This is a genomic window from Stackebrandtia sp. (genome assembly GCF_035643755.1).
In the GTDB taxonomy this organism is placed as follows: domain Bacteria; phylum Actinomycetota; class Actinomycetes; order Mycobacteriales; family Micromonosporaceae; genus Stackebrandtia.
On record NZ_DASQPW010000149.1, the window covers coordinates 1 to 15,823 of the forward strand.

12 protein-coding genes and 2 pseudogenes are annotated in these 15,823 nt (G+C 70.1%); 5 read left to right on the forward strand and 9 right to left on the reverse strand.

Annotation, left to right across the window (positions count from 1 at the left end; translation table 11 throughout):
• The 3 genes and pseudogenes from VE172_RS11395 to VE172_RS11405 form a co-directional block, all read left to right on the forward strand.
• Positions 1–596: pseudogene (locus VE172_RS11395) on the forward strand (DNA polymerase Y family protein); the annotation flags it as partial.
• Positions 589–3,855 (forward strand): error-prone DNA polymerase, encoded by a 3,267-nt coding sequence (locus VE172_RS11400; RefSeq protein ID WP_324801393.1) that lies wholly within the window; start codon positions 589–591, stop codon positions 3,853–3,855. The pseudogene VE172_RS11395 and the gene VE172_RS11400, both read left to right, overlap by 8 nt.
• 135 nt (positions 3,856–3,990) lie before the next feature.
• Positions 3,991–5,997 (forward strand): annotated as a pseudogene (locus VE172_RS11405) (GTP-binding protein); the annotation flags it as partial.
• Here the strand turns inward: VE172_RS11405 and VE172_RS11410 are convergent.
• From VE172_RS11410 to VE172_RS11425, 4 genes are all read right to left on the reverse strand, one after another.
• Complete coding sequence (locus VE172_RS11410) at positions 5,998–6,591, reverse strand: response regulator transcription factor (RefSeq protein WP_324801421.1); 594 nt, start codon at positions 6,589–6,591, stop codon at positions 5,998–6,000.
• A gap of 8 nt (positions 6,592–6,599) precedes the next feature.
• Positions 6,600–7,766, reverse strand: a complete 1,167-nt coding sequence (locus VE172_RS11415) for a sensor histidine kinase (protein WP_324801394.1) — start codon at positions 7,764–7,766, stop codon at positions 6,600–6,602.
• On the reverse strand, positions 7,763–8,185 hold the full coding sequence (locus VE172_RS11420; RefSeq protein WP_324801397.1) for a DUF6069 family protein: 423 nt from the start codon (positions 8,183–8,185) through the stop codon (positions 7,763–7,765). Before VE172_RS11420 ends, VE172_RS11415 begins: the two co-directional genes overlap by 4 nt.
• A gap of 107 nt (positions 8,186–8,292) precedes the next feature.
• Positions 8,293–9,342 (reverse strand): aldo/keto reductase, encoded by a 1,050-nt coding sequence (locus tag VE172_RS11425; RefSeq protein ID WP_324801400.1) that lies wholly within the window; start codon positions 9,340–9,342, stop codon positions 8,293–8,295.
• A gap of 201 nt (positions 9,343–9,543) precedes the next feature.
• Between VE172_RS11425 and VE172_RS11430 the strand changes: the two genes are divergently transcribed.
• The gene (locus VE172_RS11430) at positions 9,544–10,314 is read left to right on the forward strand and encodes a S1 family peptidase (protein ID WP_324801402.1); all 771 of its coding nucleotides are present in this window, start codon (positions 9,544–9,546) and stop codon (positions 10,312–10,314) included.
• Between the two features lie 43 nt (positions 10,315–10,357).
• Here VE172_RS11430 and VE172_RS11435 read toward each other — a convergent pair whose 3' ends face one another.
• From VE172_RS11435 to VE172_RS11450, 4 genes are all read right to left on the reverse strand, one after another.
• Positions 10,358–11,149 carry a class I SAM-dependent methyltransferase gene (locus VE172_RS11435; protein WP_324801404.1) on the reverse strand — a complete coding sequence of 264 codons (792 nt, stop codon included), beginning with the start codon at positions 11,147–11,149 and terminating at the stop codon, positions 10,358–10,360.
• A gap of 54 nt (positions 11,150–11,203) precedes the next feature.
• Complete coding sequence (locus VE172_RS11440; RefSeq protein WP_324801406.1) at positions 11,204–12,106, reverse strand: glycerophosphodiester phosphodiesterase; 903 nt, start codon at positions 12,104–12,106, stop codon at positions 11,204–11,206.
• Between the two features lie 107 nt (positions 12,107–12,213).
• Positions 12,214–13,209 carry a cytochrome d ubiquinol oxidase subunit II gene (cydB, locus tag VE172_RS11445; RefSeq protein WP_324801410.1) on the reverse strand — a complete coding sequence of 332 codons (996 nt, stop codon included), beginning with the start codon at positions 13,207–13,209 and terminating at the stop codon, positions 12,214–12,216.
• A 12-nt stretch (positions 13,210–13,221) separates the two neighbouring features.
• The gene (locus tag VE172_RS11450) at positions 13,222–14,598 is read right to left on the reverse strand and encodes a cytochrome ubiquinol oxidase subunit I (protein ID WP_324801412.1); all 1,377 of its coding nucleotides are present in this window, start codon (positions 14,596–14,598) and stop codon (positions 13,222–13,224) included.
• On the opposite strand from VE172_RS11450, the gene VE172_RS11455 reads away from it, so the two are divergent.
• Positions 14,597–15,415, forward strand: coding sequence for a lysophospholipid acyltransferase family protein (locus tag VE172_RS11455; protein WP_414715090.1), 819 nt, complete (start codon positions 14,597–14,599; stop codon positions 15,413–15,415). The two genes, VE172_RS11450 and VE172_RS11455, sit on opposite strands and share 2 nt — an antisense overlap.
• Here the strand turns inward: VE172_RS11455 and VE172_RS11460 are convergent.
• Positions 15,412–15,823, reverse strand: a 412-nt coding sequence (locus VE172_RS11460; RefSeq protein ID WP_324801418.1) for a LuxR family transcriptional regulator, incomplete at its 5' end; no start/stop codon positions are given. The two genes, VE172_RS11455 and VE172_RS11460, sit on opposite strands and share 4 nt — an antisense overlap.

The window sequence follows — 15,823 nt, forward strand, 5'->3', positions numbered from 1 at the left end:
GATGGCAACTGGACGGCTGGCTGACGGCCAGCGGCCCGATCGGCGCGGTCACCGCGATCCGGCTGTCCCCCGACGGCCTGGGCCGCGACGGCGAGATGCCGCCCGGTCTGTGGGGAATGGACGGACAGACCGCCGAGCGCGCCGCCCGCGCCCTGGCCCACGCCCAGGGGCTCCTGGGGGGCGAGGACGAGGTGGTCACCCCCGTGTGGAACGGCGGCTACCGGCGGCGATACCGCCCCGTGCCCTGGGGATGGCCGCGAACCCCGCGACCGGCGGCCTCGCGCCCCTGGCCCGGCGCGCTCCCCCCTCCGACGCCCCGGCTGCGCAGCGACCGGGAGGTGCGGCTGTGCGACGACCGGGGCGATCCGATCACCGTGGACGGCCGGGGAGGGCTGTCGGGCGAGCCCGCCCGGCTGCTGAGCGGCGACCGGGGCATCGACATCGCCGCGTGGACCGCGTCGGACACCATGGACCACGCGTGGTGGCGGCCCGAGGGGCGCCGCCACGCCAACATCCAGGTGACGCTCGCCGACGAGCGGACGCTGCTGCTGGTGCGCCACAACGGTTCCTGGCGGATCGAGGCCGTCTATGACTAGGCGGCACTGGAACACCAACCAGCACCTGACCTGGCGGCAGCTGCGGGAGCGGATGGTCGGCCGGCCGGACGAACCCGCGCCGCCGGAGCCGGAGCGCGCCGCCCCGGCCGCCCCTCCCCCGCCCCGGCCGCCCGAGGGCTACGCCGAGCTGCACGCCCACTCGCACTTCTCGTTCCTGGACGGCGCCTCCTCCCCCGCCGAGCTGGTCGCCGAGGCGGTGCGGCTGGGGCTGTCGGGGCTGGCCATCACCGACCACGATGGACTGTACGGGGTGGTGCGCTTCGCCGAGGCCGCGCGCGGCACCGGGCTGTCCACCGTGTACGGCGCCGAGCTCGGTCTGGAAATGTCGGCCGAGCGCGCCGACGTGCCCGACCCCCCGGCCCGGCATCTGCTGATCCTCGCCCGCGACCCCGAGGGCTACGCCCGGCTGTCGGCCGTGATCGGGCAGGCCCAGCTGGACGGGGCCTCCAAGGGCCGCCCGGTCTACCGGCTGGAGCACGTCGCCGACGTGCTGCGCGACCACGCCGTGGTCCTCACCGGCTGCCGCAAGGGAAGCGTGCGCCACGCCCTGGCCGCCGAGGGCCCCGCCGCCGCGGATCGGCAGCTGCGGCGGCTGGTCGACCTGTTCGGCCCCGAGGGCGTGGCCGTGGAGCTCACCGACCGCCGACGCGCCGACGCCGACGCCAATCGGGTTCTGTACTCACTCGCCGAACGGCTGCGGCTGCCCACGGTGGCCACCAACAACGTCCACTATGCCCGGCCGTCCCAGCACCGGCTGGCCCAGGTGGTCGCGGCGATCCGCGCCTCGAAGCCCCTGGAGGAGATGGACGGTTGGCTGGATCCGTCCCCCACGGCGCATCTGCGTTCCCCGCAGGAGATGCGCCAGCGGTTCGCCGCGTTCCCCGGGGCGGTGGACCACAGCCTGCGGCTGGCGCGGGAACTGGCCTTCGACCTGGAGCTCATCGCCCCGGAGCTGCCGTCCTTCAGCACCGCCGACGAGGACGAGGAGACCGTGCTGCGGCGGATGGCCGCCCAAGGGGCGGCGGAAAGGTACGGCTCCCCGATCCAACGGCACGTCCACGAGAAGCTGGAACACGAACTGTCCGTCATTGTCGACAATGGATTCCCAGGGTATTTTCTCATCGTCCACGACATCGTGCGGTTCTGCAGGGAGCAGCGGATCCTGGTGCAGGGCCGGGGATCGGCCGCCAACTCGGTGGTCTGCTACTGCCTGGGCATCACCCGCGCCGATCCCATCGGCTTCGACCTGCTGTTCGAGCGGTTCCTCAGCCCCGAACGCGACGGCCCGCCCGACATCGACCTGGACATCGAGGCGCGGCGCCGCGAGGAGGTCATCCAGTACGTCTACGAAAAGTACGAACGCACCCAGGCCGCCCAAGTCGCCAACGTGATCACCTATCGGAGGAGGTCGGCGGTGCGGGACGTCGCGGTCGCCCTGGGCCACTCCCCCGCCGAGGTGGACGGCTGGGTCGCCGACTCCCCGCGTCGCGGGGGCCCCGCCCTCGAGGAGCTGCCGTCCGAAGTGGCCGAATACGCCGAACAGCTGCTCGACGCGCCCCGCCATCTGGGCATCCACTCGGGAGGGATGGTGCTGTGCGACCGCGCCGTCACCAGCGTGGTTCCCGTCGAGCACGCCCGCATGGACAAGCGCACGGTGGTGCAGTGGGACAAGGACGACTGCGCCGCGGCGGGGCTGGTGAAGTTCGACCTGTTGGGACTGGGGATGCTCACCGCCCTGCACCAAAGCTCCGACCTGGCCGACGCCCACTACGACCCCGGCGTCGATCTGGACTCACTCGAACCCGAGGACCCGATCGTCTATCGGATGATCCACAAGGGAGACTCGATCGGGGTGTTCCAGGTCGAGTCGCGCGCCCAGCTCCAGTTGGCGCCGCGGCTGCGGCCCAGCAACCTGCGCCAGCTGGCCATCCAGATCGCGCTGGTGCGCCCGGGGCCGATCCAGGGCGGCGCCGTCCACCCCTACGTGCGACGCCTTCGCGGCGAGGAGGACGTCAGGTATCCACACCCCGCCATGGAAAGCGCGCTGAAGCACACCCTGGGGGTGCCGCTGTTCCAGGAACAGATGATGGCCCTGGCGATGAAGTGCGCCAGCTTCAGCCCCGTCGAGGCCGACGAGCTGCGCCAGGCCATGAGCTCCAAGCGATCCGTCGAACGCATGTCCCGCCTGAGGGACCGCTTCTACGTGGGCGCGGCCAGGAACGGGATCACCGGGGAGCTCGCCGACGACCTATGGTCCCGAATGGAGGCCTTCAGCGGCTACGGCTTCCCCGAATCGCACGCCCTGTCCTTCGCCTACCTGGCCTACGCCTCGGCCTATCTGAAGCGCTACTTCCCCGCGGCGTTTCTGGCGGGGCTGATCCGCGCCCAGCCCATGGGGTTCTACGGCGTCAACTCGCTGATCGCCGACGCCCGCCACCACGGCGTCGAGATCAGCGGCGTGGACGTCAACGCCAGCGCCGCCACCACCGGTCTGGTCGGCCGGGGCCGACCCGCCGACGCCGACGCGCCGCCCGAGACGTGGGGCCATCGCGGACCGTCGGTGCGGCTCGGGCTGGATCGAGTGCGGGGGATGGATGCCGACACCGCCGAGCGCATCGCGCGGGGCGCGCCGTACGTGTCGGTGTCCGATGTGGCCAGACGCGCCGAGGTGTCGGGGCGCGTCCTGGAGAACCTGGCCACCGCGGGCGCCTTCGAGGGGCTCGGGCAGTCTCGGCGGGGGGCGCTGTGGAGGGCGGGCGCGGCCGCGGGCTCCGCGGGCACCATCGCGGGCACCGTGTCCGACGGGGCGCCGCCGTTGCCGGGCATGAGCGACGCCGAGCTCACCGCCGCCGACGTCTGGGCCACGGGCGCCTCGGCCACCCGCCACCCGATCCAGCACATCCGCCACCAGCTCGACGCCCACGGGGCCGTCCCGATCGCCGCGCTGGCGGGCGCCCGCAACGGGGAGCGGGTGCTGATCGGCGGCCTGGTCACCCACCGCCAGGCCCCCGAGACCGCCCACGGCGTGCTGTTTCTGAACCTCGAGGACGAGACCGGCCACACCAACATCATCTGCCCGCCCGGCCTGCGCCTCGCCCACCCCCGCCCCGCGCACCGCGCCGGCGCGCTCATGGTGCGCGGGAAGCTGGAGAACAAGGACGGTTCCATCGCCGTGACCGCCGACAAGCTCGTCCCCGTCCGTCCGCCGGGGCAGACCGCCACGCGCAACTTCCGATAAATCGATTGCACGCGCTCGCGCGGTGCTGCTGTACTGGCCGCGTCAATATTCCTCGATCAAGGAGCGCGGTCGTGCGAGCTGCCTTCATGTCCCACCACCAGGTCATCACCGCCTACCTCGAGGACATGACGTTTAGTGAGCACGATCAATCTGGGGATTCTCGCCCATGTCGACGCCGGTAAGACCAGCCTGACCGAGCGGCTGTTGCACCGTTCGGGCGTCATCGACCACGTCGGCAGGGTCGACGACGGCGACACCCAAACCGATTCCCTCGCGCTGGAACAAAAGCGCGGCATCACCATCAAGTCCGCGGTCGTGTCGTTCACGATCGACGGCACCACTATCAATGTGATCGATACGCCTGGGCACAGTGATTTCATCGCCGAGGTGGAACGGGCGCTGGGCGTATTGGACGGCGCGGTGCTGGTCGTATCGGCCGTCGAGGGCGTCCAAGCACAAACCCGCGTACTGATGCGCACCCTCAAGCGTCTGGGCGTGCCCACGGTGGTGTTCGTCAACAAGATCGACCGCACGGGAGCCCGCGAGGCCGCACTCGTCGACGAGATCCGTGCCGCGCTGGGGATACGGGCCCTGCCCATGTCCACAGTGCGGAACATCGGCACACGGGACGCGATATCCCAGCCCCGATCCTGGGACCAGGCACACCTCACCGAGGCTGTGGAAGCCTTGGCCGACAACAACGGCGCGTTCATGACCGCCTTCATCGACAACACCCTCCCCGACGCGCACACCTGCCAGGACGAATTGTCGCGTCAGGTGCGTGGAGGTGTGGTGTGTCCCGTCTACTTCGGCTCGGCGGCAACAGGCACAGGCATCGACACACTCGCCGCGGGTATCCGCCGACACCTACCCGCCACGCCCGCCGACCCCGACGGCGAACCCCACGGCCTGGTGTTCAAAGTCGAACGCGGACCCGCCTCCGAGAAGATCGCCTACATCCGCATGCGCGCGGGCACCCTGCGACCCCGCACCCGACCCACCGTGCGACGCGGCACCGAAACCTTCGACACCAAGATCACCGCCGTGCGCGTCTTCGACCACGGCACCACCACCATCCCCGAAGACGCCGCCCCAGGCAGCATCGCCAAAGCCTGGGGCATGACCGACGTCCGCATCGGCGACGTCATCGTGGGCGCAACATCCCCCCTTGTGGACGCCTCGAAGGAATCCACACCGACGCTCTTCGCCCGCCCCAGCTGGGAAACCGTGGTCGAAGCCGTCGACCCGCTCCGGCGCGGCGCGGCCCACCAGGCGCTCACCCAGCTGGCCGAGCAGGACCCGCTGATCAACCTGCGCCACGACGCCACCAGCGGCCAGACCATGGTGTCGCTGTACGGCGAGGTGCAAAAGGAGGTCATCCAGGCGACCCTGGCGTCCGACTTCGGTGTCGAGGTGAGCTTCCGCGAATCCACCACCATCCACATCGAACGCCCCGCGGGGACGGGCGAGGCCCTGGAGGTGATCAAGGTCGGCGACAACCCGTTCCTGGCCACCGTCGGCCTGCGGGTCGCGCCCGCTGTCGAGGGCGGCGGCGTGAACTTCCGACTCGGCGTGGAGCTGGGGTCGATGCCCTCGGCGTTCTTCACCGCCGTGGAGGACGCCGTACACGCCACGCTGGCCGAGGGCCTGTACGGCTGGCGGGTCACCGACATCGACGTCACCATGACCCACAGTGGATACTGGGCGCGGCAGAGTCACGCGCACGGGACCTTCGACAAGAGCATGTCGTCCACCGCCGGGGACTTTCGCGACCTGACCCCGCTGGTGCTGATGGACGCGCTGCGGCGAGCGGGTTGCGAGGTGCTGGAACCCTGGCACCGCTTCGATCTGGAGGTTCCCGACGCTTCGCTGACGGGCGTGCTGCTGGCGCTCACCCGCATGGGCGCGGTCCCGCTGTCGCAGATCCGCCGCGGCTCCAGCTACCTTGTGGACGGAGAGATCCGCGCGGCGTCGGTCCGCGAACTCCAGCAACGGCTGCCGGGCCTCACCAGCGGCGAGGGCGTCGTGGAGCATGTCTTCGAACGCCACCAGCCGGTGCGCGGCCCCGCTCCCCATCGGCCGCGCACCGACCACAATCCCCTGAACCGCAGGCAGTACCTGCTGCACGTCGTCCGCCGGGTGTTAGAGCCACCCGTTGTCGCGGGCGGCGTTGACGGCCTCGATGCGGTTGCGGGTGCCCGTCTTGCCGATCGCCGAGGACAGGTAGTTGCGCACCGTGCTGTCCGACAGGTGGAGCTGGGTCGCGATGTCGGTGGCGGTGGAGCCGTCGCGGGCGGCGTTGAGGACGTCGCGTTCGCGTTCGGTGAGCGGGCTGTCGCCCGCGCGGATGGCGCCGGCGGCGAGGTTCGGGTCGACGACGGTCTCGCCGCCGTGGACCGCGCGGATGGCGCGGGCCAGGCCCTCGACGGGCCCGTCCTTGACGACGAAGCCGTGGGCGCCCGCCTCCAGCGCGCGGCGCAGGTAGCCGGGGCGGCCGAAGGTGGTCACCATGATCACCTGGCAGGACGGCAGCTCGCGGCGCAGGGCGCGGCAGGCGTCGATGCCGCTGATGCCGGGCATCTCGATGTCCAGCAGCGCCACGTCGGGGCACGCGAGGATCGCCTCGGACACCACGTCGGTGCCGGTGCCGACCTGGGCGACGACGGTGAGGTCGGTTTCGAGTTCCAGCAACACCGCCAGGGCGTCGCGCATCATCGCCTGGTCTTCGGCGAGCATCACCTTGATCACCTGGTGCTCCTCAGTGGCGTTTCGGCGCTGAGCGTGAAGCCGCGCCGCGAGGTCGTGGCCTCGACGAGGCCGCCGAGCTCGGCGGCGCGTTCGTTGAGTCCCACCAGTCCCCTGCCGGGGTCGGGGGACGCCGCGCCGCCGCTGCCGTTGTCGGCCACGGTCAGGTAGGCGTTGGAGGCGTCGCGGGACAGCGTGATCTCGCAGGCGGTGGCCCGCGAGTGGCGGATCACGTTGGTGGTGGCCTCGCGGACCACCCACCCGAACAACGTATCCACATCGGACGGTAGCGGGTCGCCGGTCTGGTCGACGCGCAGCGTGACCCCCGCGGCGTGCAGGGCGATGCGCGCCCGGTCGAGCTCGCGGGTGACGTCGGTCTCGCGGTACCCGGCCACCGCCTCGCGCACCTCCAGCAGCGACTGCCGTCCGGTGGTCTCGATGTCCCCGGCGTGGGTGATGGCGGCGTCGGTGTCGCCCGGCAGCAGCCGACGGATCGCCTCGGCCTTGACCACCATCACCGACAGCGTGTGCCCCAGCAGGTCGTGCAGGTCGCGGGAGAAGCGCAGCCGCTCGGCGTCGACGGCCTTCAGCGCGAGGTCCTCGCGGGTGGCGTCCAGTTCGGCGATAGCGCTGACCAGCCGGTGATAGCCGTAGGTGGAGAATCCCGCCAGCAGCAGGGTCAGCGTGGTGACCCAGATCCGGTTCCATCCGGCGTCCCCGGCGATCATGACCGCGTTCGCGCCGACGGCCAGGGCCATCAGCGACAGCGGGGCCCAGCGCGGCGGGGCCACCGAGCCCAGCGCCAGGGCGAACAGCACGAACAGCGTGTAGCAGTGGGGGCCGAAGGCGATGGTGGCCGCCAGGGTGGCCGCCGCCTGGACGGCCAGGGCGGCGATCACGGTGTGGGCGGCGCGCGGCCGGCGGCTGTAGGCGGCGAACGCGGCGGTGGCGAAGGCCGCGGCCGTGACGGCGCACAGCAGGTAGACGACGGCGGCGAAGCGGTGTTCGGCGGCGTCGAGCACCGGCTCGATGAGCAGCAGCGGGGTCCAGATCAACACGGCGACCGGACCCAGGCCGTACGCGCCCCAGGCGGGCATCGGGCGCGACAGCGCCGCCATGCCCCGTCGGTTCGCGCACGGCCGGGCCGCCTCGGAGTCGAGGATCATCGGGGCTGGGCTCCGGTGCCGATGAGGGCCAGGCCGCCGTAGATCGTGGCGCCGCCCACCAACAGGTGCATGATCATGAGCACGACAATAGTCGCGGCCGTGGTGCCGCCCAGCGGGCTGGACAGCGACAGCAGCAGCACCAGCGGCGCCACCACCAGCCAGATCTTGCGTCCGGGCCCGAAGCGGCGCAGCAGGCTGGCCAGCGCCAGCCCCAGCGCGCACATCAGCCCGGCCCCGCCCAGCACCCACGGGGGCGTGACCCGCATGGTGCGGCCGCCGCTGACGGCCACGAGGTGGTGGCCGGCCACGGGGTCGGTGATCAGCCACAGGACCAGCGGCAGCAGCAGGGCGGCGGCGAGCGTCAGCCCCCAGGTGGCCAGCGGGGCGCGGCGGCGCGGCGGGGCGGTTTCTACGGACATGGGAAATCCCTCCACAGTGATCAATGAATCGGTGTGACTCGAGATTAGGTCCGCGGGCCCATCGGCTGGTAGATCAAACTGTGGAGGGATCGGTGTGACACATTGCCCTACGCGGCGGCGCGCTCGTCCACGGGGCGGCGGAGCCTGTTCGTCTCGGCCAGCGCCGGGTTCGGGAAGAACTGGTTGGGTTCGTAGACGTTGGTGCCCGGCGGGACGATCGCGTCGATGCGGTCCATGGCGGCGTCGTCCAATGTGAGCGTCGCGGACCTCAGCAGCGACTCCAGCTGCGGCATGGTGCGCGGGCCCAGGATCACCGAGGTGACGTCGGGGTGCGCGATGGTGAAGGCCACGGCCAGCTCCGGCAGCGTGACGCCGAGATCCTCCGCCAGTTCGACGAACTGCTCCACCGCGTCGAACTTCGCGGCTGTCTCGGGTACCGAGGCGTCGAAGTATCCGGGGCGCAGGGCCGGGCGTCCGGAGGACGTGTCGACGTCCTGCCCCTTGCGGTACTTGCCGGTCAGGAAGCCGAAGGCCAGCGGGCTCCAGGTCAGCACGCCCATGTTGTGGCGCCGCGCGACGGGCAGGACGTCGGCCTCGATGCCGCGCGCCAGCATCGAGTACGGCGGCTGCTCGGTGCGGAAGCGCATCAGGCCGCGTCGCTCGGCGACCGCGTGGGACTCCACGATCTGTTCGGCGGGGAAGGTGGAGCAGCCGAAGGCGCGGATCTTGCCGGCGCGCACCAGGTCGGTGAGCACGCCGAGGGTCTCCTCGATGTCGGTGTTCGGGTCGGGGCGGTGGATCTGGTACAGGTCGATCCAGTCGGTGTCGAGGCGGCGCAGGCTGTCGTCGACGGCCCGGGTGATCCAGCGGCGGCCGTTGCCGCTGCGGTTGGGGCCCTCGGCGAGCGCGAAGTGCCCCTTGGTGGCCAGCACCACGTCGTCGCGGCGGCCCTTCAGCGCCTTGGCGACGATCTCCTCGGACTCGCCGGCGGAGTACATGTCGGCGGTGTCGACGAAGTTGATGCCCGCCTCCAGCGCTGCGTGGATGATCCGGACGCATTCGTCGTGGTCGGGGTTGCCGACGGCGCCGAACATCATGGCGCCCAGGCAATGCGGCGTCACCTGGATGCCGGTGCCGCCGAGGTAGCGATAACGCATGGTTGATCCCTTCGTTAGGTGGCCGGTTTCGCGTGGCCGCCGCCACCGTAGAACCTCGAGTCGACTCGAGGTCAACTAAAACGACACGTTGACATCTGTCGATGTCTATGGGAGAAAGGTCTTCGCGACGGGTCATCTGTCGCCCGCTCGTTTATCCATTAAGGATATTTCGAGTTGACCCCCTTCACCCCAAGGAGAATCATGTCCTCCCGACCACTGTGGCGCAGACTGCTTCCGGTGGCGATCCTGGCGGCACTGGCCATTCCCGCGGCGGCCACGGCGATCCCGGCGTTCGCCGACGACACCGCGCGCGACCCCGGCCAGTCCCACGCCAAGATCGTCGGCGGCGGCTCGGTCTCCGACGACAAGCCATGGATCTCGGCGCTGCACAACGGCGGCTCGTTCACCTGCACCTCCAGCCAGATCGGCGCCGAATGGGTCATCACCGCCAACCACTGCGTCGAAGGCGGCGGCGACTTCACCGTGCGGATCGGCTCGCTGGAGCGCTCCTCCGGCGGCACCATGCGCACCGTCGACCAGGTCGTGTCGCACCCGGACTACAACTGGCCGCTCAACGACATGGCGCTTTTGCACCTGTCGGAGCCGTTCGACAACACCTACGCCCCGCTGGCGTCGCCCGCCGACATCCAGCAGGGCCAGGAGTCGACCATCTACGGCTGGGGCTCGGAGAACCCCGACTGGAGCGGGCCGCTGCCCGAGCACCTGAAGTACTCCAACGGCAACACCACCGCCGAGGGTTGCGACTGGAACAACGTCATCTGCGTCAAGGGCGACGGCGGCGTGGCCGGGGGCGACTCGGGCGGACCCGCCTTCGTCAAGAGCGCCGCCACCGGCGAGTACGTCCAAATGGGAGTGTGCGCCGTGGGTTATCAACCCGCCGACCAGAACTGGAGCGGCTACACCTCCATCGCGGCCAACCGCGACTGGATCAAACAGGTCTCCGGCCTGTAGGGGCTGCCGTGCCCGGTCCCGGGGCCCGCCTCGGGACCGGGATTCACGGGCGCGCCACCGTGAGCAGGTGGTTGGAGGCGCCCCACAGGGACGGCTCGGTCTCGGTGCGCCGCAAGGCGTCCAGCAGCAGCCCTCGCTTCACGTCGTCATCCATCATGGAGTCGAACGCCGGCGCCAGCCACACCGCGCCCTGGACGCCGAACTGCCTGATGTCGGCGAACCCCGCCGCGGCGAACTCGCCGCGGATCTCCTCGGGCTTGTGAAAGTAGCCGGTGAACGGGTTGTCGGGGGCGGGCGACAGGTGGCCCGTGTCGATCAGCGGATTCAGCACCGCGCGCATCCGCTCGGGGTCGATGACGTCGCGCTGCACCGCGTCCAGCCATCCGGCGAAGCGGTTGATGGTGGCCGCGGCCACCGCGCCGCGGGCGATGCGCCGCGCGTGGCCCAGCGCGGCGGCCCGGTCGGCGGCGTCGCGCAGGTGATACAGCGGCCCCAGCATCAGCACGACGTCGTAGGAGTCGTCGTCGAAGCGCAGCCGGCGGGCGTCTCCCACCTCGGCGGTGACGCCGTCGAGCGCGGAGGCGGTCGCCACGTGCGCGGCCATCGGGTCCACCAGGTGCACGTCGTGGCCGTCGGAGGCCAGCCAGGCCGCGTGTACCCCGGCGCCGCCCCCGACGTCCAGAATCGACAGCCTGCCGCCGGGAAGGTGTCGCCGCAACAGGTCCCGCATCCGCAGGAACTCCAGCCTGCCCTGGGCGCTGTCGCGCAGCCGGGTGGGTTCCTTGCCCTGCCGGTAGTACGCCAGGACCTCGGGTGTCAGCCTCACGTCGTCCATGGGCCACAAGCCTCGGGCACGGTCGCCCGCCTGTCAAAGCGGTTTGGGGCTCGCCTAGGTGGGGTTCTCGTCGCTGCAGATCTTGTCGAACAGCGCCGGGGTCTGGGTGAAGATGGTGCTGGCGCCCAGGTTGAGCGCGCGGATCAGGTCCTTGGTGCTGTTGACGTTGTGCAGCGCCAGCGACAGGCCCGCGTCGTGCACCCGCGCGGCGTCGGACTCGGTCAGGTCGTCCACGCCGATGCCCAGGCTGTTGGCCCAGGAGTGGGTCTCGCTGAGCAGGCCGTCGCTGGGGATCGAGCTGGTCAGCCACTGGATGCGGGCGTCGGGCTGGCTGCGCGCCAACAGCCGCAGCGACTCGGCGTTGCCGGAGGAGAACTCCACCAGTTGGCTGCTGAGCAGCTGGTCCCACTGCTTGTCCGAGGCGAACTCGTTGTTGAGGGCCTGCATCATGCGCTCGGTGTCGGGGTAGCCCTCGTCGGTGAGCGATTCCTGCGGGGTGATGGAGATGCCGACGCTGTTGCCGATGTAGTTCAACACGTCGTGCAGCTTCAGGATCGGCTGGTTCTTGTACTTCTTGCCGTACCAGGCCCCGGCGTCGAGCCGCTTCAGCTCCGCGTACGTGAACGACTCGACCGGGTCGTCGGCGCGGTCGGGGAACACGTGCTCGACGTTGGTGGTGCGCCGCAGCGAGGAGTCATGCATCAGGATCGGGATGTTGTCCCTGGTGACCCGCACGTCCACCGACATCTGGATGTTGGGGTGCACCTGCGCGATGGAGAAGGCCGAGCCGGTGAGCTCGGGCGCCGCGCCGGAGGCGCCGCCCGCGGCCACCACCCGCAGCGATTCGTTGCAGTTGGCGTCGGCGTAGGCGGACGTGGAGATCGTCGCTGCCGCGCTGCCGCCGATGAGGACGGCGCCCACACACACGGTGGTGAAAACGCGACTTCGCCAGGACATGCACATGCCTTCACAACGATAAACAGGACAGCTGCCAATTTAGCCCATTGATTATAGTCCCCCGTTTCAGGGACGCCAGTGTCCTTTCGCGTCAATGCCCTCGGGCTTTATCGAGTGGGCGGTATCACGGTGAGTCGCTTACGGAATACCCAATACGTCCATCCCTGATACAGCAGAACCAATGGCGTGAAAATCGCCGCCACAATGGTCATGATCTTCAATGTGTACGGCGTCGACGATGCATTGTGGATATCCAGGCTGTAGGACGGATCGATGGTGGACGGCATCACATCGGGGTACAGCGCGGTGAACAGCGCCGCCATCGCGGCGATGATCGCCACCGCCGTGCCGGCGAAGCCCCAGCCCTCGCGGCCCCGCGCGGTGGCCACCACCCCGCCGATCAGGGCGACGGCGGCCAGCACCGACAGTCCGATGGAGACGGTGTCGTGGTGTTTGACGGCGGTCCACGACAGGAACGCCGCGGCGGCCGCGATGGCGGCGATGCCGAAGCCGACGGCGGCGCGGCGGGCCGCGGCGCGCAGCGCGCCGGTGGTCTTGAGGCTCAGGAAGACCGCGCCGTGGGTGACGAACAGCAGCAGGGTGGTGGACCCGCCGACGAGCGCGTAACCGCCCAGCAGGTCGAGCACTCCCCCGGCGTAGTGGCCGTGGCGGTCGATGGGGACGCCGGCGGTGATGTTGGCGAAGGCCAGGCCCCACCCAAACGCCGGGAGGATGCTGCCGACCACGACGACGGCGTCCCAGCCGCGCCGCCAGTGCGCCTCGTCGCGTTTGCCGCGGTATTCGATGCCGATGGCGCGCACGATCAGTGCCACCAGGATGAGGAACAGCGGCAGGTAGAAGCCGGAGAACAGGGTGGCGTACCAGTCGGGGAAGGCGGCGAAGGTGGCGCCGCCGGCGACGATGAGCCAGACCTCGTTGCCGTCCCACACCGGCCCGATGGTGCCCAGCATGGCGGCGCGGGTGGGTTCGTCGCGGCCCAGGACGCCCAGCAGGGCGCCGACGCCGAAGTCGAACCCCTCCAGCACGAAGTATCCGGTCCACAGCACCGCTATCAGGGTGAACCACACGTCGACGAGTTCCATTTCGCACTCTCCCTAGTAGTCGGACGTGGTGATGTCGGTGGACGCCAACGGTTTCCTGGCGTAGCGCAGCAGCAGTTTGACCTCGATGACGGCCAGGACGCCGTACAGCAGGGTGAAGCCGATCAGCGAGGTGGCGACCTCGGCGACGCCGACGCCGGGCGAGACGCCGTGGGCGGTGTCCAGCAGCTTGAACACGATCCAGGGCTGGCGCCCGGTCTCGGTGAAGATCCAGCCGGCGGTGTTGGCCGCCAGCGGCAGCAGCGGGGTGGCGATCATGGCGGCCAGCATCGGCCAGCGCCGGGGTGTTCGGCCTCTTCGCAGGGTCCACAGCGCCAGCAGGGCCAGGGCGGCGGCGGCCATGCCCAGGCCGATCATGCCGCGGAACGACCAGTAGGCCAGCGGGATGTTGGGCCGGTAGTCGCCGGGACCGAAGCTGGACTGGTACTCGTGGTTGATGTCGTTGATGCCGTGGACGACGCCGTTGAAGTCACCGGTGCCCAAAAAGGACAGCAGGCCGGGGATGCGCAGCGACCAGATCTCGGCGGTGCCGTCGAGGTTGCCGATGGTGACGATGGAGAACGACGCCGGGGATTCGGTGTGGTACAGGGCTTCGGCGGCGGCCATCTTCATGGGTTGGGTGTCGGTCATGATCTTGCCCTGTATGTCGCCGGTGACGGCCAGCGCGACCCCGGCGATCAGTGTGGTGATCGCGCCCAGCTTGGCCGCGGACCGCCACGCGGACGCGGATTCGGTATCGTCGCGGCGACGCATCAGGTGCCACATGGCCACCGCCAGCACCAGGGCCCCGGCGGTCAGGAAGCAGGCGGCCAGGGTGTGTGGGACGGTGATCGCGGCGACCTTGTTGCCCAGCAGGGCACCGAGGTCGGTGAGTTCGACGCGTCCGGACTTGTGGTTGAGGGTGTATCCGGTGGGCCATTGCATGAAGGAGTTGGCCACGAGAATGAAGTACGCCGACAGGGCGGTGCCGAAGGCCACGATCCAGATGCACGCCAGGTGCGCCTTCCTGGGCAGCTTCTCCCAGCCGAAGATCCACAGCCCCAGGAAGGTGGACTCGAGGAAGAACGCGGCGAGCCCCTCGATGGCCAGCGGGGCACCGAAGACATCCCCCACAAAGGACGAATACGCCGACCAGTTCATGCCGAACTGGAATTCCTGCACGATGCCGGTCACCACGCCCATGGCGAAGTTGATGATGAACAGCTTGCCGAAGAACTTGGTGAGCTTCAGCCACCGCGGGGACCCGCTGCGCACCCAGGCGGTCTGCATGATGGCGACCAGGAAGGCCATGCCGATGCTGATGGGAATGAACAGGAAATGGTAGATGGTGGTGGCGGCGAACTGCCAGCGCGACAAATCGAGGACGTCCATGGATAACGCCCCTCCCTCCGATTTTCTACGGAACGTCGAATATTCTACAGGACGTCAAAGATGGCGGCCGCCGTGGCTGTGGCGCTTCCTGTTGCGACTGTCCCGCGTGCTCATTCCGATGTTCTGCCGCCTGCGCGTCACCGGCGACATACCCGACAAAGTACGCGATTCGGCGATGGTTCTGGTGTCGAACCACATCGGCCCCTTCGACCCCTTCGTGCTGATCGCCGCGTGCGCCCGCCGGGGCCTGTACCCGCGCTTCCTGGCCACCGCGGGCCTGTTTCGCACGCCGGTCTTCGGCTCGGTGATGCGCGGCTGCGGACACATCCAGGTCGACCGCGGCACCCACACCGTCACCGAGGCGCTGCACCGGGCGATCGAGGCGCTGGACGAGGGCTCGTGCGTGGTGGTCTACCCCGAGGGCGGGATCACCCTGGACCCCGGCATGTGGCCGCAGCGCGGCAAGACCGGCGCGGCCCGGCTTTCCCTGGCGTCCAAGGCACCGGTGCACGTGGTCGCGCAGTGGGGCGCCCACGAGGTGATGGCCTGGGACCGCCCCGGCCTCATGGTGGGCACCCTGGTGACGGCACTGTTCCGCCGCCCCGTCGCGCGGGTCCACTTCGGCACCACGGTGAGCCTCGACGACCTGGACGCCGCGACCCCCCACGCCGCGCGCCGGGCCACCGACCGCATCATGGACGCCTGCGTGGAGACCCTGATCCCCTTGCGCGACAACGAACCCGTGCTACCACGCCGCATCGACCCCGTCCGTCCACTGTCCACCGCACACACGCATCGGCGGCCCGGCACGCCCTAGCGGTGCTTGATGTACGCCAGGACCGCCTCGCGGGTGGTGGCCACGCCCAACGCCTTGCGGGCCGCGGCGATGCGGCGGTTGGCCGTGCGCAGCGACAGGAACTCCGCCTCGGCCGCCGCGGCGATGGTCTCGCCGTCGGCCAGGCGGGCCAACAGGGCGACCTGTTCCTCGGTGATGGGCAGCTTCGTCGTCGAGGCGGCCGCGGCCGTGCCGTCGGACGGGTCGACCCCGACGGGGCCGATGCGCGCCAGGTCGGCGCCGAGCGCCAGCCCCGCCGTGGAGGCGGGGTCGCACACGCACACCACCCCGGCGCCGCGCGCCGCCGCCAGCACGGCCAGGGCCGCGGTGTCGGCGTCGGGCACCCGCCCGTAACACAACAGCTTGGACGCGGTGATGTCCCAACCGGTC